Source organism: Paralcaligenes ureilyticus (genome assembly GCF_004346225.1).
Classification (GTDB): Bacteria; Pseudomonadota; Gammaproteobacteria; order Burkholderiales; family Burkholderiaceae_B; genus Paralcaligenes; species Paralcaligenes ureilyticus.
The window spans coordinates 37,697-59,259 of sequence record NZ_SMAJ01000015.1; the positions used below are offsets into that span (position 1 = coordinate 37,697).

The following is a 21,563-nucleotide window of genomic DNA, read 5'->3' on the forward strand; positions in this document are numbered from 1 at the left end:
GCGGGTGAAAAATAATTTTGGCTCACGCACACGTAGAACCACTGGTCAGTTTCAAGGGCGTTCAAAAGTCCTACGACGGCGCAAATCTGGTCGTCAAGAATCTGGACCTGGACATTCACCAAGGCGAGTTCCTCTCTTTGCTCGGGCCTTCAGGTTCTGGCAAGACGACCTGTCTAATGATGCTGGCCGGCTTCGAATTCCCCACCAGCGGCGACATTTTCCTGGATCAGCAGCGCCTGAACAATGTGCCCCCGCACAAGCGCAATATAGGCATGGTTTTCCAGAACTATGCCTTGTTCCCGCACATGACGGTTGAAAAAAACCTGGAATACCCGCTACGCGTACGCAAGATCGCGCCGGCGCAGCGCGCCCAGCGTATTGCCGATGCTCTGGCCATGGTGCAGATGAGCGCCTTTTCCAAGCGCTACCCTGCGCAATTGTCCGGCGGACAGCAGCAACGCATCGCCCTGGCCCGCGCCCTGGTGTTCGACCCCAAGCTGGTGCTGATGGACGAGCCCCTGGGCGCGCTGGACAAGCAGTTGCGCGAACATATGCAGCTGGAACTCAAGGCCCTGCACAAAAAACTGGGCATTACCTTCGTGTATGTCACTCACGATCAAAGCGAAGCGCTGACCATGTCCGACCGCGTCGCCGTGTTCGATCAGGGCATCATCCAACAGATATCGTCGGTCAATACGCTGTACGAGTCGCCCTGCAACCGATTTGTGGCCGGGTTTGTCGGCGACTGCAACCAATATCAAGGCGTGGTCCAGTCCAACGGCGGCGAAAACTGTGTCGTTCGCCTCACCCCGGACATTGCGCTCACCGGCATCAACGTCAATCACGTACAGGCCGGCGCACCCTGCGTTCTGACCATGCGGCCCGAACGCTTGCGCGTCGTCGACTCCCTCACCGCTCACGACAGCAATGTGTTCAAGGCGCATGCGCTCGATTCGGTCTATTTCGGCGACCACGTGCGGCTGCGTTGCAGCATCCCCGAAGCGCCCACTTTTTTCGTCAAGCTACCGCTTGGCGACAGCAGTTCCATCCAATCCCTGACGCATGGCGGCGACGTTCTGCTTCACGTTCCGCCCGAATACGTCCGGGTATTTAGTCCCTAACCCCCTCCTTCATCTTAAATAATTACGGAGACAACCATGAAGATTCATTTAGCACTTTGCACCCTCAGCCTGGCCACCGCGGCCCTGGCGGCCGGATCGGCACAGGCCCGCGACCTGACCGTCGTGAATTTCGGCGGCGCCAATGGCGATGCGCAGACAGCGGCGTTCATCCAGCCGATGGAAAAAGAAACAGGCAAAAAGATTATCGCCGTGGCCTACAACGGCGAACAGGCCAAGGTCAAGGCCATGGTCGAAACCAAAAACGTCGTCTGGGACGCGGTTGAAGTCGAAACCGGCGATCTGGGCCGTGGCTGCCAGGAAGGTCTGTACGAAAAACTCGACTGGTCCAAAATCGGCAACAAGTCCGACTACGTCCCCGAGGCCGTGCGCGAATGTGGCGTCGGAACCTTCGTCTGGTCGACAGTGCTGGCCTACAACGCCAAAACATTGAAAACAGCCCCGACCAGTTGGGCCGATTTCTGGGACGTAAAAAAATTCCCGGGTAAACGCGGTATGCGCAAAGGCGCCCACTACAATCTGGAATTCGCTCTGATGGCCGACGGTGTCGCCCCCAAAGATGTCTACAAGGTGTTGGCCACCCCCGAGGGTGTCGATCGTGCCTTCAAGAAGCTGGACCAGCTAAAACCCAATATCCAGTGGTGGGAAGCCGGCGCGCAGCCTCCGCAGATGCTGGCGGCAGGCGACGTCGTCATGTCCACAGCCTATAACGGCCGTATCGACGCGGCACAACGCGAAGGCCAGCCGCTGAAAAACGTGTGGAACGGAAGTATTTACGACTTGGACTATTGGGTGATTCCGACAGGCTCGCCCAACAAGGCCGAAGCTGAGAAATACATCAAGTTCGCCACCTCGACCGGCCCTCAGGTCGCGTACGCCCAGCACATCGCTTATGGGCCAGTCAACAAGGCGGCCATTACCAAGCTCAGCCCGAAAATACTGGCCGACCTGCCTAACTCGCCAGCGAACGCCAAGAGCGCCTTGTTCTCCGACAATACGTTCTGGACCGATCACGGCGAAGAGCTAGATCAACGCTTTACGGCCTGGGCTGCTCGCTAATATCCGCTCGCGCGTGGTTCTTGCGCAATAACCGCGCAAGCCACCTGCAACAGGCGCCTGTGTCGACAGCCACACCGACACAGGCGCCTCATCAACAGACCACACCATGACCGCAACGATCACCGATCACGACGCCCACGCCATCCGGCGTGCCATGCGCACTGGCGAACGCCAGCGGAAATGGCGCGCGTTTTTTCTGGTGGCGCCTCTCGCCTTATTTTTACTGATTATTTTTGTGATCCCGATCGGCTCGCTTTTTCAACGCGCCGTCGAAAACCCTGAAGTCATCGCCACCTTGCCAAAAACACTGGCCAGCCTGAAAGGCTGGGACGGCAAAACCATTCCCGCCGACGCCGCGTACGCGGCGCTGGCTGCAGACCTGACTCACTCCAAGGGTTCAAGCGCCGCTGGCGGCTTGGCCCGACGGCTGAACTACGAAATCCCGGGCTACCGTTCGCTGGTATTCAAAACCATACGCCACATGCCGCTGACCGCGCCTGACGGCAAGGCGCTGACCGACGCCGAAATCCGCGACCAACTCGTCGCCATTGATAAAAGCTGGTCGCAAGTTCCATTCTGGCAGGCTATCGCCAGTAACGACACCGCATACTCGCCCTACTACCTGCTGGCCTCGCTCGACCTGAAACAAAACGCCCAGGGCCAGGTCGTCAGAGCGCCGGCGGGCACCTCGGCATTCCTGGATATTTTCGGGCGCACTTTTCTCATCAGCGCCATTGTGACAGTGCTGACCCTGATCCTGGGTTTTCCGCTAGCCTATTGGATTACGTCTTTGTCCAAGCGCCGCGCCAACCTGGCCATTATCTGCATATTGATTCCTTTCTGGACCTCCGTGCTGGTTCGGATCGCCGCCTGGATTGTGCTGCTGCAGCGCGAAGGCCTGGTCAACAAGGCGCTGATGAATATGGGCATTACCGATGCCCCGCTCGCCTTGCTGTTCAATCGCGTCGGCGTCTACATCGCCATGACGCACATACTGTTGCCTTTCATGATATTGCCGCTCTACAGCGTGATGCAGTCGGTACCCAATACCTACCAGCGCGCAGCCATTTCCTTGGGCAGCCATCCCTTTGCCGCCTTCTGGCGCGTGTATGTGCCGCAAACCTATCCGGGCATCGGAGCAGGCACCCTGCTGGTATTCATCATTGCCATCGGCTACTACATTACGCCCGCCTTGCTGGGCGGCGCCAGCGACCAGATGATCAGCTATTACGTCGCTTACTTTACCAATCAAACCATCAACTGGGGCATGGCCAGCGCGCTGGGATTCTTATTGCTGCTGGGCACACTGCTGCTGTATTCGCTATACCGCCGGCTATCGGGCCGGGAACTGGGGCTGGGCTAGCATGGAAAAGATTCGTACCGCAAAATTCCCGCCCTATGTGTCCATGGTGGAGCGTCTGTGGCATTACAGCCATCGGGCCATTTGCCTGCTCGTGCTGGTTTTCCTGGTATCGCCCATTCTGGCGATCATACCGCTGTCCTTTAGCAACAGCTCGCTGCTGCTCTATCCCATCCACACATTTTCCTTCAAGTGGTATATCGCGCTTTTTCATTCCGACGACTGGATTCGCGCCACCAAAAACAGCTTTATCGTGGCGCCATCGGCCACCGTCATCGCCACGGTATTGGGCACCTTGGCCGCCGCCGGCCTGCACCGCATCGAATTCCGCGGCAAGGGCCTCCTGATGGCTGTCCTGATCTCGCCCATGATCGTTCCGCTGGTGGTGGTGGGTGTAGGCATCTACCTGTTTTTTGCACCCTACGGCTTGACCGACAGCTATCTCGGGCTGATCCTGGCGCACGCGGCACTGGGCGCCCCTTTTGTCCTGACCACCGTCACCGCGACCTTGCAGGGATTCAATGAAAACCTGGTGCGGGCCAGCTACAGCCTGGGCGCCAACCCGCTGCAGACTTTCTTTGGCATTACGCTGCCCATTATTGCGCCCGGCGTCATCGCCGGCGCGCTGTTCGCCTTTGCAACGTCTTTCGATGAAATCGTCGTCACCCTGTTCCTGGCCGGCCCCGAACAAACCACGCTGCCGCGCCAGATGTTTACCGGCATACGCGAAAACATAAGCCCCATCATCGCCGCCGTCGCCACCATACTGATTATTTTCTCCACCACCTTGCTGCTCACCCTGGAATGGCTGCGCGGGCGCGCCCAGGCCAAAACGGTCGCGCCATAGGAAGACGAAGAGCTTCTGTGCGCGGGACTTTGGTTGGTGGCGGCCACAAGGGGTGGCGCTACAAAAAGGCACCTGTCGTTCATGTAGCGGCAGCCCTTGTGGCTGCCATTCTCAACAGTCTAGCGTCGTGGCCAGTCAAGGTGGGGCGGGCGATTCGGGCTCGCCGCGCGCGGGAAGTCATGGCGCAGCCATGACCGTGACCGTCAGAGCCCGATCCGCCTTGACCGGCCACGATGCGGGGCTAGAAGGTTCTATAACCAAGATAGGGTAATGTAAAAAGAATGCCACGTGCAGCGAATGCCACCCACAAGGGGTGGCGCTACAGGGTGGCACCACGTGGGTCGTAAAGCACTCCAGTCCCCACGATCCGCACATCCACCTTGTCGCCCACCTGATATTCGAGCGGGTAGTGGGCTCTCACCAAAAACTCCACCGGAAGTGCGCCGACACCCGTCGGCTCCAGCACAATTCGCAAACTGAAATACTGACCATGAAACGCAACTTCCGCCACTCGCGCCGCCGCCCCCTGCCCTGGGGCCACCAAGCGCAATTGCTCCGGCCGCAGCATCACACGCACCGAATCTCCCGTGCAGCGATGAATGGCTGCCGCCGAATGACCCGAAGCGCCAGCGAGCTCTCCCGGATTATGTCTGTTGGCAGCCGGCACCATCCCCAGCGCAGTACGCACGCCGTTATCCACCACCACGCCATCAAGCAAAATAACGCCGCCCACCAATTCCGCGGTTTGCACATCGACCGGCCGACGGTAAACATGCACCGGATCGTCAAACTGCACGATATGCCCATCGCGCATCACCGCCACGCGATCCGACGAGATGAACGCCTCGCGCTGGTCATGCGTCACCAGCAATACCGTGGCCCCAATACGTCGCAGCAACGTCATTACGTCCTGACAAATGGAACTGCGCAAATTGGCGTCCAGCGCATTGAACGGCTCGTCCAGCAAAATCATGCGCGGCTCGGGGGCCAATGCGCGCGCCAGCGCCACACGCTGCTGCTGGCCCCCCGACAATTGATGCGGCATATGGGCGCGCAGCTCGGCAACCCCGGTCAGCTCCAGCATGCGATCAATCGCCTGGCTGCGCCCCGGCCCCTTGCCCACCCCAAACGCCACATTGTCGTAAACATTAAGATGAGGAAATAAAGCGCCCTCTTGCGGCACGTAGCCGATATGGCGCTTTTCGGCCGCCACAAAAACACGCCCATTGGCGACCACCTGCCGGGCCACGCTTATCTGCCCGCTATCGGGTCGGTCGAACCCCGCGATCAAACGCAGCAAGGTCGTTTTACCGCAGCCGGACTGGCCGAGCAAAGAGACCACCTGCCCCGGCTCCACCACGAAATCGATCTCACACAGCACCTTTTTCAGGCCGTACGACTTTTCGACCTGTTCTACCTGCAAGGTGGTCAGACTTAAGCTACTGAGCATCGAAATAAACCGTTTTACGTAAGATATGCACGGGTATGCCAGAGATGAGAATCAGCACCGCCGCATACGGCGCGGCGGCCGCGAATGCGGCGTTGTTGGTGGCCGACCACACTTGCATCGACAAGGTGTCGACGCCAATCGGCGCCAGGATAAGGGTCGCCGTCAACTCTTTCATGAGCTGCAAAAACACCAGCGCCCCAGCCGCCGCCACGCCCGGGGCGATGCAAGGCAAGGTAATTTTACAGAAAACCGACCACGAGCCATGGCCCAGCGCATGCCCCACATCCTCAATACCGGCAGGCAGTTGCTCGAGTGCCGCACGTATGGACACCTGCGCCAAAGGCAGATACAGCACCACGTAGGCCAGCAGTATCAGCAGCCAGGTCTGATACGCCCAGGACACATAACTGATTGAAAAAAAAGCCAGTGACAAGGCAATGACCAGTCCGGGCAGCGCGTGGGCCGCATAAGGGATCCGATCCAGCCATATCCCCAAACGCGCCCGGTGCCGAATCGCCGCCAGCACCACCGGTATGGCGCACAGCACGGTGCACAGGGCTCCCAACAAAGAAAGGGATAGGGAATCCCAAGCCGAGGCGGCAAGAGCGCCCCAATCAACTCCTGCCGAGGTGCCATGCGTGAGCCAATAAGCCAGCATACCCAGGGGCACCAGCAAGCCCAGGATCGCCACCGCTGCGAAAACGGCCAAAACCGGCCACTGCCAGCGGCCCAGAGACAGCACCACCGTTGCACGCCGCGTGCCACGGCCCACACGGGCCAGTTGCGTGCGGCCACGCATACGCAGCTCGACAAGGATAATCGGCAGGCACAAGAGCAACAGCACGAAGGCCAGCAAGGCAGCCGAGGCGTTGCTGAATTCCAGCTCGTACTCTTCGAAGATAGCGGTGGTAAAGGTCTGATAACGCAATAGCGCCAAAGCGCCGAATTCGGCCAGCATGTGCAGGCTGACCAGCAAGGCGCCGCCACCTAAAGCGGGCTTCAATTGCGGCAGCACGACCCCTCGAAACGTCTGCCAGCGATTGCGCCCCAACGACTGGCTGACCTCTTCCAGGGCCGGGTCCAGGCCTTTCAACGCAGCGGCCACCGGCAAATACACCAGTGGATACGTGGCCAACGAAAGGATCAGCACCGCGCCGCCGAAACCCTCGAAAATCGAACTGATGGACACCCAGGTATAGCTGCTGACAAAGGCCGGGATACACAAGGGCAAACTGGCAAGCACCGACCAGACCGGGCGGCCCGCCAGGTTCGTGCGTTCGATGCACCACGCCGCGCCCGCGCCCAGAAACACCGCAATGGCCGTCACTGTCACCATCAACGCAATGGTATTGAACAGCAACTGCGCGACCCGTTCGCGCCACAGCAATGCGATGCTGCGCTCCAGGCCGACCTGCGCGGCACGCCAGATGACGTAAAGAAAAGGCAAACAGACCGCGACGAGAACCAGCGCCACGATCACGGAATGCCAAAACGGAGGCAGCCAGACCGGCCGCCTCACGCTACCGCGCCGCCACAGTGACGCAAGAACACCGGAAGGCATTATTTAGCTCAATCCCGCCTCGCGAATCAGTTCGGTGGCTTCGTGCGCATCGCCCAGATCGGCCGCCGACACATCGGGCGGGTCCAGTTCGCTAAATGGCTTCAAATCAAACGGCGATTTGATACTCGGATTCAGAGGGTACTCGGCCACATCATTGACAATGACCTGCTGCCCCTGCGGGCTGGCAAGGAAGGCCACGAATTTCTGTGCAAGCGCCTGTTTCTTGCTGGATTTCAAAATACCGATGCCCGCGGCCGTGACCAAAGCGCCGGCATCTTTATGGCCTACATAATCCAAGGCGGAGGCCATGTTCTTCGCTCCTTTTTCCTTGGCGAGCGCATACCAGTAGTAGTTGTTGATCAGCGCTACATCAACCTCGCCGCGCTCCACCCCGTTGAGTGCCGCCGCATTCTTGTTATAGGCCTTGCCATATTTCTTCAGGCCTTTTAGCCACTCCAGTGCGGCATCGCGCCCTTTGAGCTTGACGATGGCCACGATCTGCTGCTGAAACGCGCCGCTGGTTGGCACAAAACCCACCTTGCCGGCCCATTTCTGGCTTGCGTAATTCAATACCGAAGGTTCCAGATCGCCCGGTTTGAGCTTGGCCTTGTTATAGGCCACTACCCGCACGCGCGCCGAAGTGGCCAGCCAGTCGCCGTCCTTGGCGTGATAATTACCCGGCAGCAATGCCAACGTCTTGGCGTCGATAGGGGCCAGCAAGCCTTTTTCAGCCAAAGCCGCCAGGGGCGGGGTTTCTTCCGAATAGAAGAGATCCGCAGGCGACTTGTTTCCTTCTTCGGCAATCAGGTTTGCCAGTTGCGAACTGGAGCCGTTACGCAATTCGATCTTCACACCCGTGGCCTTTTCGAACGCCTGGGCGGCGCCGTTTGCCGTGACTTTGTGCTGACCGTTATAAATCAGCAAGGTCTCGGCGTGCGAGACTTGGACCGAGAGTACTGTGGCGACGGCAAACATCGCGGCGACCCGTAATTTACCGAACAGAGGATGCTTCATGGGTAGTTCATTTCCTATGAGTGAAGATGCGAATCATTATTGTTTATTATTCCATCTCTACCGTATGGCGTCAAACGCAAAACAAGTACGCTCGGTCAGTGGCAACCGGACACGCGCCTTTACATGGCAGCCACAAGGGCTGCCGCTACGAAAACAGACGGGCTGCCGCTACATAAGCGATGAGTACGTTTGTAGCGGCAGCCCTTGTGGCTGCCATTTTCAACGATATAGCGCCATGGGTGGTTAAGGTGAGGCGCGGGAAGTCCTGGCGCAGCCAGGACCGGGCACGTCGGAGCCCGACTTGCCTTAACCACCCATGGCGCGGGACTAGGATATTCTAGGCAAGATACATCAATGCGAAAGGATGAATGCCACCCACAAGGGGTGGCGCTACAAACAAGGGATGCCATTTACGCAAGCCAGCAGTATCAGCAACCAGATTTGATACGTGCAATGGCTACTTGACGCCCTGATCCTCCTCCATTTCGCGCAACGCGATGCGCAACTGCGGCAGGGAGCTTACCGGGCAACGGCCTACCACCTGACCGGCCACATTAAAAGTAGCCACGCCATCGTGCTCGACCAGAATGTCGTCCAGCACGGCCGATCGCAGGCTTTGAATGGCCTGGCCAGCCGCCTGCGGATGGGTGAACGGTTCGGACTGGAGTAGCTCGCTTGCATCGGCGCCCAGCAGCCGGAAACGGAATTGGCCTGTTTCGTCGCGAAAACTCACAAAACGCGCGCGCTTGCCGCCCGTTTTTTGTTTCACTATGTTTGACGCCGCTACCTGCGCCGGCTGGCGCAAGCCTACGGCCTCACGCAGCTGCGACATAAACACCGACGATAATTTACGTGCCTTTACTGCACCCGCCTGCAAGATATCTTCAATACGATCAGGCCGCGCCATGAGCTCGGCATACTGCGCACGCATGGGCGCCAGGTCTTGCTCAATGCGCTTGTACAGCAATTCCTTCGCCTCGCCCCAGCCCAGTCCCTGCTCCAGGTCAAGTCTGAACCGTGCCGATTCTTCATGCGTAGCAAAGGCGCGATACAGCGTATACAAATGCGAGCCCTCGGCGTCTTTGGGCTGGCCAGGCTGGCGCGAATCGGTCACGATGCGCATGACGGCAGCGCGCATGGCGCCTGCCCCCCCTTCAAACAGAGGAATCGTATTGTCGTAGCTTTTGGACATTTTGCGCCCATCGAGCCCCGGCAAGGTTGCGACCTCTTCTTCGATCTGCACCTCGGGTAATACAAAATAATCCTTGCCCCGGCCATACAGGTGATTAAAGCGTTGCGCAATGTCGCGCGTCATTTCCAGGTGCTGGATCTGATCGCGGCCGACCGGTACCTTGTTCGCATTGAACATCAATATGTCCGCAGCCATCAGCACGGGATACGAGAATAAGCCCATGGTGATTCCGTCATCGGGATCAAGCTGCTTGAGCTGATTCTGATCGACCGAGGCTTTGTACGCGTGTGCGCGATTCATCAAACCTTTGGGCGTGACGCAGGTGAGCATCCAGCACAATTCCGGAATTTCCGGAATATCGGACTGACGATAAAACGTGACCTTATCGGTATCCAGGCCTGCGGCGATCCACGTGGCGGCAATCTCCAGGCGCGAACGCGCGATGCGCTGCGGATCGTCGCATTTGATCAGGGCGTGGTAGTCGGCCATAAAATAAAAGGCATCGACCCCCGCTTGAGCGCTGGCACGGATCGACGGGCGAATCGCCCCCGCGTAATTCCCCAGATGCGGAGTTCCAGAGGTGGTAATGCCGGTCAATACACGGGTATTCATGAGCCTAGGTCTGAAGAAAGAATGGATGGGACAAACAGGCGCCGGCCCAAAACCGGCAAGCTGCCAGAGATCACAGAAGCACGGCTTCCCGGCGTTCTGACTCAATATATTCAAGCGACTGCATTTCCATGATACGGGAAACCGTACGCTGGAATTCGTTGGCCAAAGCTCCGTGGGTATAGAGCTCATCGGGCGCGCATTCAGCCGATATGATCATCTGGACTTTATGATCATAAAGCACATCGACAAGCCAGGTGAATCGCCGCGCTTCCGAGGCGTAGCGCGGCCCCATGCAAGGCACATCCGACAGCATGATGGTGTGAAAGCGGCTGGCCAGATCCATATAGTCGATCTGCGAGCGCGGGCCGCCGCACAGGGTGGCGAAATCAAACCACACTACGCTGCCGCTCAGGGCAATGGCCTTGATCTGGCGGCCTTCAATCGTCAGCACCGGATCCTGCGGCGCCGTGTCCGACAAGCGGTCAAACGCCGCACGCAACTCGATTCGGGTCGACTCGGTGATGGGCGACATGTACATGCGCAACTGCGCCAGCGTACGTCGGCGATAGTCCACGCCCGTATCGACGTTGAGCACATCCATGCGATCCTGGATCAGTTTGATCGCCGGCAAAATCCGGTCGCGTTGCAAGCCATCGGGGTACAGGGTGGACGGCTCGTAGTTGGAAGTCATGACAAACGAGGTGCCCAGCTCGAACAACTTAAGCAGCAGGCGGTAAAGAATCATGGCGTCGGCGATGTCGGACACATGAAACTCATCGAAGCAAATCAGGCGATAACGGCGAGCCACGCGCCGCGCCACTTCGTCCAGCGGATTCTCCTGGCCCTTGACCTCTTGCAATTCGCGATGCACGCCGCGCATGAATTCATGAAAATGCAAACGGATCTTGCGCTTGACGGGCACCGTCAGGTAAAACGCATCCATCAAAAAGCTTTTTCCCCGGCCGACTCCGCCCCACAGGTACACGCCACGCGGAACCTCGGGCCGGGCAAAGATTTTTTTCAGTCGGGTTGAGCGCGCCTGCTTGAAATCCAGCCATTCGTCGAAATAGCGCTGCAAGCGATCGACAGCAGCCGATTGGGCCGCATCGGACTCATAGCCGCGCTCGACCAGCACCTGCCGATAATATTCGCGCACGTTCATTTCAGATAAACCCACGCGAAACTGACAAAATACACGGTCCGGTCAAAATTGAAATTAGAAATTCAAGGCACGCTTGTCAACCGCCAGAGCCGCTTCCTTGAGCGCCTCGGACAAGGTTGGATGAGCATGGCAAACCCGGCCGATATCTTCGGCCGCGCCGCGGAATTCCATCACCATCACCGCCTCGGCAATCAGCTCCGAGGCCATGGGCCCAATGATATGCACACCCAGCACCTCGTCGGTTTTGGCATCGGCCAGCACCTTCACAAAGCCGGTCGTGTCGCCCAGAGCGCGAGCGCGGCCATTGGCCAGGAACGGGAAACTCCCTGCCTTGTATTCGCGGCTTTCGGTTTTCAGCTGCTGCTCGGTTTTACCGACCCAGGCGATTTCAGGGGAGGTATAAATCACCCACGGAATGGTGCCGAAATTGACATGGCCATGCTGGCCGGCAATACGTTCGGCAACCGCCACGCCCTCTTCTTCAGCCTTGTGCGCCAGCATGGGGCCGCGCACCACATCGCCCACCGCCCACACATTGGGCAGATTGGTTTTGCAATCTTCGTCCACCACCACGAAACCGCGATCATCGAGCTTCAGGCCAACCGTGTCCACGCCCAGCCCTTCGGTGTGCGGCACCCGGCCAATCGAGACAATGAGCTTGTCGACCACCAGCTTCTGCTCGGCACCCGCCGCGTCGGTATAGGCGATCGAAAGGCTCTTGGCACTGACCTTGACCTCGCCAATCTTGACGCCCGTCTGGATCACCAGATTCTGTTTGGCAAAAGCCTTTTGTGCTTCTTTGGCGACCTGCTGATCGGCCGCAGCCAAAAAGTCGGGCATCGCCTCCAGAATGGTGACCTCGGCACCCAAACGACGCCAGACGCTGCCCAATTCCAGGCCGACCACACCCGCGCCAATCACACCCAGTTTTTTAGGAACCGCCGGAATACGCAAGGCGCCATCATTGGACAACACCTGCTTTTCATCGAAGGGCAGGCCCGGCAAGGCACGCGGCGCAGAACCGGTGGCCACCACCACATGACGAGCCACCAGGTCTTCGTCGGAAGCGCCGGAAACTTTAATCGACCAGCCGCCATCCACCTGCGACACAAACGAACCCATGCCATGGAAAAACGTGATCTTGTTCTTTTTAAACAGATACAAAATGCCATCGTTGTTCTGCTTGACGACATTGCTCTTGCGTCCGATCAGCGTGTCGAGCTTGAGCGCAACGTCTTTGACGTCGATGCCGTGTTCGGCCAAATGGTGATTGACCTGCTCGTAATGTTCGGACGATTGCAGCAAAGCCTTGGACGGAATGCAGCCTACATTGGTGCAAGTGCCGCCTGGCGCAGGCTTGCCGTCGCTCGTGCTCCAGGCATCGATGCACGCAACAGTCAGCCCCAGCTGCGCCGCGCGTATGGCGGCAATATACCCGCCAGGCCCCGCGCCAATAACGACCACGTCAAATTGTTTAGCCATATTTTTGCTCGATAAGATGATGAATAACGCAAAGCCGCGCGCGCTATATTTTGGAAAGGGGCTGCGCCCGGCTGTCTGTCAGACAGGGGTGCTACAACTTCGCACAAAGCCCTGACAGTGTATGCGAGCGGTATATTCTCATGCAACGAATACACCGCTCATGGCGCAGACATGAATCGGCACCCTGCAACCTCATACGTCCAGCAACAGGCGTTGGGGATCTTCGAGCGCCTCTTTCATGGCCACCAGGGCAAGAACGGCCTCGCGGCCATCGATAAGCCGGTGATCATAGGAAAGCGCCAGGTAATTCATGGGTCGGATAACGATCTGGCCGTTTTCAACCACCGCGCGATCCTTGGTGGCGTGAACACCCAGAATGGCCGCCTGCGGCGGGTTGATAATGGGAGTGGACAACATCGATCCAAACACCCCGCCGTTCGAAATCGAGAACGTGCCGCCGGTCAGGTCTTCAAGAGTGATTTTGCCATCGCGCGCACGAACGCCAAAATCGGCAATCTGCTTCTCGATGTCGGCAATCGACATCTGATCGGCGTTGCGCAAAATAGGCACCACCAGGCCGCGAGGGCTACCCACCGCAATACCGATATCGAAATAGCCGTGATAAATAATGTCTTTGCCATCGACCGAGGCATTGACCACGGGATACTTCTTTAACGCGGCAACCACGGCCTTGACAAAGAACGACATGAAACCCAGCTTTACACCATGCTCTTTTTCGAACTTTTCTTTGTACTTGTTGCGCAGGTCGATCACGCCTTGCATGTTCACTTCGTTGAACGTGGTGAGGATGGCGTTTTCAGATTGCGACTGCAACAGGCGCTCGGCCACGCGGGCGCGCAGGCGGCTCATGGGTACACGTTGTTCGGGGCGGCCATCGAGCGACAAGGTGGCAGGAGCCACCGGCGCGGCGGCAGGCTTGACGGCAGCCGTGGCACTGGCCTGCAACGCGTCTCCCTTGGTGATGCGCCCGCCTCGTCCTGAACCTTCGACCGAAGCCGGATCAACCCCCTTGTCGGCCAGAATCTTTGCAGCCGCAGGCGAAGCGATGGACGACGCTGCCGGGACGGCCGTTGCAGGCGCGGCCACCTGGGCGGCCGGAGCCGCGGCAGCCGCCTGCGCCGCTGGCGCAGCCGCTTTGGCAGAGCTATCGATACGCGCCAGGACCTCGCCCGAGCTTACAGTGCTGCCATCGCCCTTGACGATTTCGCTGAGCACACCCGAAGCGGGCGCCGGAACTTCAAGCACCACTTTATCGGTTTCGACTTCGATCAGAATTTCATCTTCAGTCACAGCCTCACCGGGCTGCTTTTTCCAGTTCAGCAAAGTGGCTTCGGAAACCGATTCGGAAAGCTGGGGGACGAGAACGTCTGTGATAGCCATAATTTTTTAATCCGTTATTTAGAAATATTCATTACTTGGTCAGCATATAACCCTTGAACTTGGCTGCAAGCGCAGCCTCGATCAAGGCCTTTTGCTGTTCCTGGTGCTTGGCCAGATAACCCACGGCCGGGGATCCTGAAGCCACGCGCCCTGCGTATCCGAGCCGTTGGCCTTCGGCCATGTTTTCGTACAGATGATGCTGAACATAAAACCACGCCCCCTGATTCTGCGGCTCATCCTGAACCCAGACGACCTCGCGGGCGGCAGAGTACTTTTGCAATTCGGCCTGGAACGCTTTATGCGCAAAGGGGTACAACTGCTCGACACGCAAAATGGCTACGTCGCTGCGGCTGCCTTCGGTACGTGCATGCACCAGGTCGTAATACACTTTCCCCGAGCACACCAGCACGCGTTTGACGTCGGCCGCGACAATGTTTTCGTCCTGCTCGCCGATGACCGGCAGGAAATGGCTGGTCGCCAGATCGGACAGCGGCGAGGTGGCGTCTTTGTTGCGCAGCAAAGACTTGGGCGTAAAGATAACCAGCGGCTTGCGGAACGGCCGGATCATCTGGCGGCGCAATACGTGGAAAATCTGGGCGCTGTTGGTCGGCTGGACGACTTGAATGTTATTGTCTGCGCACAACTGCAGGAAGCGCTCGATACGCGCGGACGAATGCTCGGGGCCCTGGCCTTCGTAGCCATGGGGCAGCATCAGTGTCAGGCCGCACTGACGGCCCCACTTCGCTTCGCCCGAAGTAATGAACTGGTCTATCACCACCTGTGCGCCGTTGACGAAATCGCCGAACTGGGCTTCCCAGATGGTCAGGGTGTGCGGGTCGGCCGAGGCATAGCCGTATTCGAACCCCAGCACGGCCTCTTCGGACAGGACGGAATCGATAACGGTAAACGGCGCCTGGCTGTCCGATACGTTCTGAAGAGGAATGTACGTGCCGTCGTCCCAGCGTTCGCGTTTCTGGTCGTGCAACACGGCATGACGATGCGAGAACGTGCCACGCCCGGAATCCTGCCCGGTAATCCGCACGCCGTATCCCGACGAAACCAGGGTCGCGAAGGCCAGATGCTCGCCCATGCCCCAATCCAGCTTGTGCTCGCCACGGGCCATGAGCCGGCGGTCGTTGAGCATTTTGCTGACCAGGGGATGCACGGTAAAATTCTCGGGAACGGCCGTGATGCGTTCGCCGATGCGGGTCAGCTCGGCCACCGGAATGCCCGTGTCGGCCTGGTCTGTCCATTTGGCGCCCAGAAAAGCCGACCAGTCGGTCGCATACTTGTTCTTGAAGTCGGTCAACACCGGCTCGATGGAGCGCTGGCCGTCTTCAAGCAGCTGGCGGTAGTCTTTAACAAGCTGATCGGGTTCGCCCTCGGCCAGCACGCCCTGGGCCACCAGTTTGTCGGCATACACCTTGCGGGTGCCCGGATGCTTGCCGATGCTTTTGTACATAAGGGGCTGCGTGAGCGATGGCGTGTCTTGTTCGTTGTGCCCCAACTTACGGAAGCACACGATATCGACCACGACATCGTGATGAAACTGCAGGCGATAATCGAGCGCCAGCTGCGTCACATACACGACCGCTTCGGGATCGTCGCCATTCACGTGAAAAACCGGCGCTTCGATCATTTTGACGACATCGGTGCAATACAGCGTGGAACGCGTATCGCGCGGATCGGAGGTCGTAAAGCCGATCTGGTTATTGATGACGATATGCAGGGTGCCGCCGGTGCCATAGCCGCGGGTCTGCGCCAGATTGAGCGTTTCCATGACCACGCCCTGCCCTGCAAAGGCGGCATCGCCGTGTACCAGAACCGGCAAAACCTCGTTGCCCTCTTCATCGCCGCGGCGATCCTGGCGGGCGCGCACGCTGCCTTCGACGACCGGGTTGACGATCTCCAGATGCGATGGGTTGAACGCCAGCGACAAATGCACCGGGCCGCCACGTGTGGAAAGGTCGCTGGAAAAGCCGTTGTGGTATTTGACGTCGCCATCGGTCAGGCCTTCGGTGTGCTTGCCCTCGAACTCGGCAAACAGATCACCGGGCATCTTGCCCATGATATTGACCAGCATGTTCAGGCGGCCCCGATGCGCCATGCCCACAACCAGTTCCTGCACGCCATTTTCGCCGGCATGGTTGACGACCTCGTCCATGGACGCGATGAAGCTCTCGCCCCCCTCGAGGGAAAAGCGCTTCTGCCCCACGTACTTGGTATGCAGGAAGCGCTCCAGGCCTTCTGCTTCGGTCAATTGCCGCAATATGTAGCGCTTGCGCTCGGTGGAATACGCCGGCACGCCGATGGTGGACTCCAGACGTTCCTGGATCCAGCGCTTGGCAGCCTGGTCGGAGATGTGCATGAACTCGGCGCCCACGCTACGGCAATAAGTGTCGCGCAACGCCTTTAGCAGGTTGCGCATGGTCATGGTGTCGGCTTTGGTGAAATACGAATTGCTCGCCGCATACACCTGATCGAGATCGGATTCGGTCAGACCATAAAAACTGGGGTCCAATTCGGGGATGACCGGGCGATCGTGGCGCTTGAGCGGATCGAGCTCGGCAAACCGGGCTCCCAGAGAGCGATAAGCGGCAATCAGCGACTGTACGTAAACCTGTTTGCCCGCCACAGCCAGATCGGGCTCCTGGGCACGGGCCACAAAGGCATTGGCGCGGGCACGCTGGGCAAAGGACTCGACAATGGGCGCATGAGCCTGATCCCGCGTGGCTTCTCGACCGTCGGAGGCTGGCAGATGCTGGAGCTGATCGAAGTAATCGCGCCACTGGTCGGCAACCGACCCGGGGTTGTCCAGATAGGACTCGTAGAGTTCCTCTACATAAGGTGCGTTACTGCCGAAAAGGTATGAATTGGATTGAAGTTCTATTTCCGATGACATAAATGCGCTTCACCTATCCGAGTGTCTGACTCGTTATGATGCAGGGAAAAACCTTCCGCGACACGGCCAGACCGGTTAGCGGATAGCAGGGCAGAAGGCAACGTACGACGCCTTAATAAGCCGTATTCGATACAGTATAGCCCTCGGACCCGCAGAAAGTAAGCACGGGAGGTGCAAACCCGCCCAAATACGATCCCGACGTTGGCATTAACAAACACCCGGGCTATCGGGGGCCATGCGGGCGGCCGATATTGCATTGCAAAACCACGCGCCTGAAAACTCTGCTGAAATACGCACTTGTCTATCAATTCGCAGCATGCCACCCGGAGTACTCCCATCATGGACACCAACGCCGATCTCACCAAACTGGCCCTCGACTATCACGCCTACCCTACTCCCGGCAAGATTTCGGTTACGCCCACCAAAACCCTGGCCAATCAGGACGATCTGTCGCTGGCCTACACGCCCGGCGTAGCCATCGCATGCATGGCCATCCACGCCGACGGCAACCCCGCAGCGGCCAAATACACCTCGCGCTCCAACCTGGTGGGCGTTGTCACCAACGGGACGGCGGTGCTGGGTCTGGGTAATATCGGCCCGCTGGCGGCCAAACCGGTCATGGAAGGCAAAGCCTGTTTATTTAAAAAATTTGCCGGCATCGACGTCTTCGATATCGAGCTGGCCGAAACAGACCCCGACAAGCTGGTCGACATCATCGCCGCGCTCGAACCCACACTGGGCGGCATCAACCTCGAGGACATCAAGGCGCCGGAATGCTTTTACATCGAGAAAAAGCTGCGCGAGCGCATGAAAATCCCGGTGTTTCACGACGACCAGCACGGCACGGCGATTATTTCGTCGGCCGCCATTCTCAACGGCCTGAAAGTGCTCGACAAGAAAATCGGCCAGATCAAGCTGGTCTGCTCGGGCGCCGGCGCCGCGGCCATTGCCTGCCTGGATCTGCTGGTTCATCTTGGCGTACAGCGCTCCAACATCTACGTGGCGGACTCGCGCGGCGTCATCTGGGCTGGCCGCGACCCCAGCATGGAACCGAACAAAGCCCGCTACGCCCAGGCCACCGATGCACGCACCCTGGCCGATGTGTGTCGCGACGCCGATGTTTTCCTGGGGTGCTCCACGGCCGGCGTGCTGACGGCCGATATGGTCAAAAGCATGGGTCCGCGGCCGTTTATCCTGGCCCTGGCCAACCCCGAGCCCGAGATACGCCCTGAAATCGCCAAGGCGGCACGGCCCGACTGCATTATTGCCACAGGCCGCTCCGACTACCCCAATCAGGTCAATAATGTGCTGTGCTTCCCTTTCATTTTCAGGGGTGCCCTGGACGCGGGCGCCTCGCGCATTACCGACGAGATGAAGCTGGCCTGCGTCAAGGCCATCGCCGAACTGGCCCAGGCCGAACAAAACGATGAAGTGGCCAATGCCTACGCCGGCCAGGAACTGTCGTTCGGCCCGGACTACATTATCCCCAAGCCATTCGATCCGCGCCTGATCGTAAAAATTGCGCCTGCTGTGGCGCAGGCGGCGGCCGACTCGGGCGTGGCGGCGCGCCCCATTGAAGACATGGAGGCATACCGGCAGAAACTCATGAGCCTGGTGTATCACACCGGCCAATTGATGCGGCCGCTCTTCATGCAGGCCAAAACCGCCCCCAAGCGGGTTCTATATGCCGATGGCGAAGATGAGCGCGTATTGCGGGCGGTACAAACCGTGGTTGATGAAAACATTGCCCACCCCACGCTGATAGGCCGTCCCGCTGTCATCAATATGCGGATCGAAAAATTCGGCCTGAGGCTGAAAGCCGGTGACAACATCGAAATCGTCAATCCCGAGTCCGATGAGCGGTTCAACGAAACCTGGACAGCCTACTACAAGCTTATGGGCCGCGAAGGAGTGACCCCCGAAATCGCCAAGGCCATGGTCCGCAAGCACAATTCGCTGATTGGCGTCATGCTGCTTACACGCGGCGACGGCGACGCGCTGTTGTGCGGCATTGCCAGCCGTTTCGACAATCAGCTGAAATACGTACAGGAAGTGATCGGCCTGAAGCCCGGCGCCCAAACCTTCGCGGCCATGAATGTATTGATGCTGCCCGAACAGACTCTGTTCATTTGCGACACGCACGTCAACGAAAACCCCAGCGCAGAACAGATCGCAGACATGACGATACTGGCCGCCGAAGAGATTCTGCGCTTCGGGGTGACGCCCAAGATAGCGCTGCTGTCGCATTCAAATTTCGGCAGCCGGCCCACCGAGTCGTCGCGCAAAATGGCGCGGGCGCGGCAATTGATCAACGAACGGGCGCCCCATCTGGAAGTAGACGGAGAAATGCACGCCGATTCCGCCCTGTCTGAAAAGATCCGCCTGCAGGCCTACCCCGACTCCCGTCTCAAAGGCCCCGCCAATTTGCTGATCATGCCTAACCTGGATACGGGCAACATCACCTACAACATGCTGAAGATGACGGGCAGCAACGGCGTGGCCATGGGGCCGGTGCTGCTGGGTGCCGCGCGCCCCGTACACGTGCTGACCACCAGCGCCACCGTGCGCCGCATCGTCAACATGACCGCGCTGGCCGTCGTCGACGCGCAACAAGAGGCCGGCCAGGTTCGTCTGTAAAAGCAGCCCTTGTAGCGGCAGCCCTTGTAGCGGCAGCCCTTGTAGCGGCAGCCCTTGTGGCTGCCATCGGCGCTACAAGGGACGTGGCAGTCGAAGATACAAAAATGGCACCCACAAGGGGTGCCGCTACACACAAGGGGCGCTACAACCGCCCGCCGATTAACGGCGCTTGGCCACGTCGCGTACCGCCGAGCCGGTGTACAACTGGCGCGGGCGGCCGATCTTGTAGTCGGGATCGGACAGCATTTCGTTCCATTGGGCAATCCAGCCCACCGTACGCGCCAGAGCAAAAATGGCGGTGAACAACGAAGTAGGAATACCAATGGCGCGCTGCACGATGCCGGAATAGAAATCGACATTGGGGTACAACTTGCGCTCGACGAAGTAAGGATCTTCAAGGGCGATGCGTTCAAGTTCCATGGCCAGCTTGAACAGGGGGTCCTTCTCCAGGCCCAGCGCCGCCAACACTTCCTTGCAAGTCTGTTGCATCAGCTTGGCGCGCGGGTCGTAGTTTTTATAAACGCGATGGCCAAAGCCCATCAAACGCACACCCGACGTTTTGTCCTTGACCTGCTGCATGAACTCGCCCACTTTCTCGACGCCGCCGTTGGCCTGCAGGTGTTCGAGCATTTGCAGGCAGGCTTCGTTGGCACCGCCGTGGGCGGGGCCCCACAGGCAAGCCACCCCGGCGGCAATCGCGGCAAAAGGATTGGTACCCGACGAACCGCACAGCCGCACCGTCGAGGTCGATGCGTTTTGCTCGTGGTCGGCGTGCAGGATGAAAATCCGGTCCAGCGCGCGCTCGACGACCTCATTGACCTGATAGTCTTCGCACGGATTGGCGAACATCATGCGTACAAAATTGCCGGTATACGACAGATTGTTCTGCGGATAGATGGAAGGCTGGCCCTGCGAAAACTTGTACGCCATCGCCACCAGCGTAGGCATTTTGGCGATCAGCCGAATTGCCGATACCTCACGATGACGCGGATTGGTGATGTCGGTGGAATCGTGATAGAACGCCGCCATGGCGCCCACCAGACCGGTCAGCACCGCCATGGGGTGCGCATCGCGGCGAAAGCCGCGCAGGAAGAAATGCAATTGTTCATGCACCATGGTGTGATGCGTAACCAGCGAGTCGAATTCTGTCTTCTGGGCTGCATTGGGCAAATCGCCGTTCAGGATGAGATAGCTGACATCCATGAAGTCGCAATTGGTAGCGAGCTGATCGATGGGGTAGCCGCGATACAGCAGTTGCCCCTTGTCGCCGTCAATGAACGTGATGGCCGATTCGCACGCGGCCGTAGCCATAAAGCCCGGGTCGTAAGTAAACATGCCCGTCTGACCGTACAGCTTGCGGATATCGATAACATCGGGGCCCACAGTACCCTGATAAACGGGGAAATCAATCGGCGCACTGCCGTCGGAAAACGATAATGTGGCTTTTTTGTCTGACAGATGCATTACTTTATTCCTTAAAAATTTACAGCTCTCGCATTTGCGCCACCAATCGACGAATTGCCACCGTATCGTACGGCCCGTCAAGCTCGGTGCGAGCCAGCAGGACATCCAGCAATTCGTTGTCGCCCATCTCAAACAAGGCCGTCAGCGCAGAAACGTCGGTATCGGTCAACTGGGTTTCGTAGTGATCCAGAAACCGGGTAAGGATCAGGTCGTTTTCCAACAACCCACGGCGCGCCCGCCAACGCAGACGGGCGCGTTCCAGCTCGGATAAGGTACTCATG

The 21,563-nt window shown here is 58.7% G+C and carries 15 protein-coding genes; 5 read left to right on the top strand and 10 right to left on the bottom strand.

Annotated features, from left to right (window positions below):
* The first annotated feature begins 17 nt into the window (after window positions 1-17).
* The 4 genes from EDC26_RS16000 (at window position 18) to EDC26_RS16015 (ending at window position 4,405) form a co-directional block, all read left to right on the top strand.
* Window positions 18-1,121 carry an ABC transporter ATP-binding protein gene (locus tag EDC26_RS16000; RefSeq protein ID WP_132584459.1) on the top strand — a complete coding sequence of 368 codons (1,104 nt, stop codon included), beginning with the start codon at window positions 18-20 and terminating at the stop codon, window positions 1,119-1,121.
* Window positions 1,122-1,157: 36 nt separating this feature from the next.
* Window positions 1,158-2,198 carry an ABC transporter substrate-binding protein gene (locus EDC26_RS16005; protein WP_132584461.1) on the top strand — a complete coding sequence of 347 codons (1,041 nt, stop codon included), beginning with the start codon at window positions 1,158-1,160 and terminating at the stop codon, window positions 2,196-2,198.
* Window positions 2,199-2,304: 106 nt separating this feature from the next.
* Window positions 2,305-3,561 carry an ABC transporter permease gene (locus EDC26_RS16010; protein WP_132584463.1) on the top strand — a complete coding sequence of 419 codons (1,257 nt, stop codon included), beginning with the start codon at window positions 2,305-2,307 and terminating at the stop codon, window positions 3,559-3,561.
* Between the two features lies 1 nt (window position 3,562).
* Window positions 3,563-4,405: an ABC transporter permease gene (locus EDC26_RS16015; RefSeq protein WP_132584465.1), complete on the top strand. Its 843-nt coding sequence runs from the start codon at window positions 3,563-3,565 to the stop codon at window positions 4,403-4,405.
* A 319-nt stretch (window positions 4,406-4,724) separates the two neighbouring features.
* On the opposite strand, the gene EDC26_RS16020 is transcribed toward EDC26_RS16015, so the two are convergent.
* The 8 genes from EDC26_RS16020 to EDC26_RS16055 all read right to left on the bottom strand — a co-directional run bounded on the left by EDC26_RS16020 (window position 4,725) and on the right by EDC26_RS16055 (window position 17,181).
* Entirely contained in the window at window positions 4,725-5,855 is a 1,131-nt protein-coding gene (locus EDC26_RS16020) for an ABC transporter ATP-binding protein (protein WP_132584467.1), read from the bottom strand.
* Window positions 5,845-7,416 carry an ABC transporter permease gene (locus EDC26_RS16025; protein ID WP_132584469.1) on the bottom strand — a complete coding sequence of 524 codons (1,572 nt, stop codon included), beginning with the start codon at window positions 7,414-7,416 and terminating at the stop codon, window positions 5,845-5,847. Before EDC26_RS16025 ends, EDC26_RS16020 begins: the two co-directional genes overlap by 11 nt.
* 3 nt (window positions 7,417-7,419) lie before the next feature.
* Window positions 7,420-8,430: an iron ABC transporter substrate-binding protein gene (locus EDC26_RS16030; RefSeq protein WP_132584471.1), complete on the bottom strand. Its 1,011-nt coding sequence runs from the start codon at window positions 8,428-8,430 to the stop codon at window positions 7,420-7,422.
* A gap of 457 nt (window positions 8,431-8,887) precedes the next feature.
* On the bottom strand, window positions 8,888-10,234 hold the full coding sequence (locus tag EDC26_RS16035) for a tryptophan--tRNA ligase (RefSeq protein ID WP_132584473.1): 1,347 nt from the start codon (window positions 10,232-10,234) through the stop codon (window positions 8,888-8,890).
* 70 nt (window positions 10,235-10,304) lie between these two features.
* Window positions 10,305-11,396 carry a cell division protein ZapE gene (gene zapE / locus EDC26_RS16040; protein WP_132584475.1) on the bottom strand — a complete coding sequence of 364 codons (1,092 nt, stop codon included), beginning with the start codon at window positions 11,394-11,396 and terminating at the stop codon, window positions 10,305-10,307.
* A gap of 54 nt (window positions 11,397-11,450) precedes the next feature.
* Complete coding sequence (lpdA, locus tag EDC26_RS16045) at window positions 11,451-12,878, bottom strand: dihydrolipoyl dehydrogenase (protein WP_132584477.1); 1,428 nt, start codon at window positions 12,876-12,878, stop codon at window positions 11,451-11,453.
* 192 nt (window positions 12,879-13,070) lie between these two features.
* Window positions 13,071-14,279: a 2-oxoglutarate dehydrogenase complex dihydrolipoyllysine-residue succinyltransferase gene (gene odhB / locus EDC26_RS16050; protein ID WP_132584479.1), complete on the bottom strand. Its 1,209-nt coding sequence runs from the start codon at window positions 14,277-14,279 to the stop codon at window positions 13,071-13,073.
* 31 nt (window positions 14,280-14,310) lie between these two features.
* The gene (locus EDC26_RS16055) at window positions 14,311-17,181 is read right to left on the bottom strand and encodes a 2-oxoglutarate dehydrogenase E1 component (protein WP_132584481.1); all 2,871 of its coding nucleotides are present in this window, start codon (window positions 17,179-17,181) and stop codon (window positions 14,311-14,313) included.
* A 339-nt stretch (window positions 17,182-17,520) separates the two neighbouring features.
* Here EDC26_RS16055 and EDC26_RS16060 point away from each other — a divergent pair, with 339 nt between their 5' ends.
* Entirely contained in the window at window positions 17,521-19,818 is a 2,298-nt protein-coding gene (locus EDC26_RS16060; protein WP_132584483.1) for an NADP-dependent malic enzyme, read from the top strand.
* A 159-nt stretch (window positions 19,819-19,977) separates the two neighbouring features.
* On the opposite strand, the gene gltA is transcribed toward EDC26_RS16060, so the two are convergent.
* Entirely contained in the window at window positions 19,978-21,282 is a 1,305-nt protein-coding gene (gene gltA, locus EDC26_RS16065; protein ID WP_132584485.1) for a citrate synthase, read from the bottom strand.
* Window positions 21,283-21,301: 19 nt separating this feature from the next.
* Window positions 21,302-21,562, bottom strand: a complete 261-nt coding sequence (locus EDC26_RS16070; protein ID WP_132584487.1) for an FAD assembly factor SdhE — start codon at window positions 21,560-21,562, stop codon at window positions 21,302-21,304.
* Window position 21,563 lies beyond the last annotated feature (1 nt).

What these genes read in the sequence shown, in the direction of transcription:
- EDC26_RS16020 (WP_132584467.1), bottom strand. Translation starts at nt 5,855, where the DNA reads ATGCTCAGTAGCTTAAGTCTGACCACCTTGCAGGTAGAACAGGTCGAA.
- lpdA (WP_132584477.1), bottom strand. Translation starts at nt 12,878, where the DNA reads ATGGCTAAACAATTTGACGTGGTCGTTATTGGCGCGGGGCCTGGCGGG.
- EDC26_RS16015 (WP_132584465.1), top strand. Translation starts at nt 3,563, where the DNA reads ATGGAAAAGATTCGTACCGCAAAATTCCCGCCCTATGTGTCCATGGTG.
- EDC26_RS16025 (WP_132584469.1), bottom strand. Translation starts at nt 7,416, where the DNA reads ATGCCTTCCGGTGTTCTTGCGTCACTGTGGCGGCGCGGTAGCGTGAGG.
- EDC26_RS16035 (WP_132584473.1), bottom strand. Translation starts at nt 10,234, where the DNA reads ATGAATACCCGTGTATTGACCGGCATTACCACCTCTGGAACTCCGCAT.
- EDC26_RS16070 (WP_132584487.1), bottom strand. Translation starts at nt 21,562, where the DNA reads ATGAGTACCTTATCCGAGCTGGAACGCGCCCGTCTGCGTTGGCGGGCG.
- EDC26_RS16060 (WP_132584483.1), top strand. Translation starts at nt 17,521, where the DNA reads ATGGACACCAACGCCGATCTCACCAAACTGGCCCTCGACTATCACGCC.
- zapE (WP_132584475.1), bottom strand. Translation starts at nt 11,396, where the DNA reads ATGAACGTGCGCGAATATTATCGGCAGGTGCTGGTCGAGCGCGGCTAT.
- EDC26_RS16005 (WP_132584461.1), top strand. Translation starts at nt 1,158, where the DNA reads ATGAAGATTCATTTAGCACTTTGCACCCTCAGCCTGGCCACCGCGGCC.
- gltA (WP_132584485.1), bottom strand. Translation starts at nt 21,282, where the DNA reads ATGCATCTGTCAGACAAAAAAGCCACATTATCGTTTTCCGACGGCAGT.
- EDC26_RS16030 (WP_132584471.1), bottom strand. Translation starts at nt 8,430, where the DNA reads ATGAAGCATCCTCTGTTCGGTAAATTACGGGTCGCCGCGATGTTTGCC.
- EDC26_RS16055 (WP_132584481.1), bottom strand. Translation starts at nt 17,181, where the DNA reads ATGTCATCGGAAATAGAACTTCAATCCAATTCATACCTTTTCGGCAGT.
- odhB (WP_132584479.1), bottom strand. Translation starts at nt 14,279, where the DNA reads ATGGCTATCACAGACGTTCTCGTCCCCCAGCTTTCCGAATCGGTTTCC.
- EDC26_RS16010 (WP_132584463.1), top strand. Translation starts at nt 2,305, where the DNA reads ATGACCGCAACGATCACCGATCACGACGCCCACGCCATCCGGCGTGCC.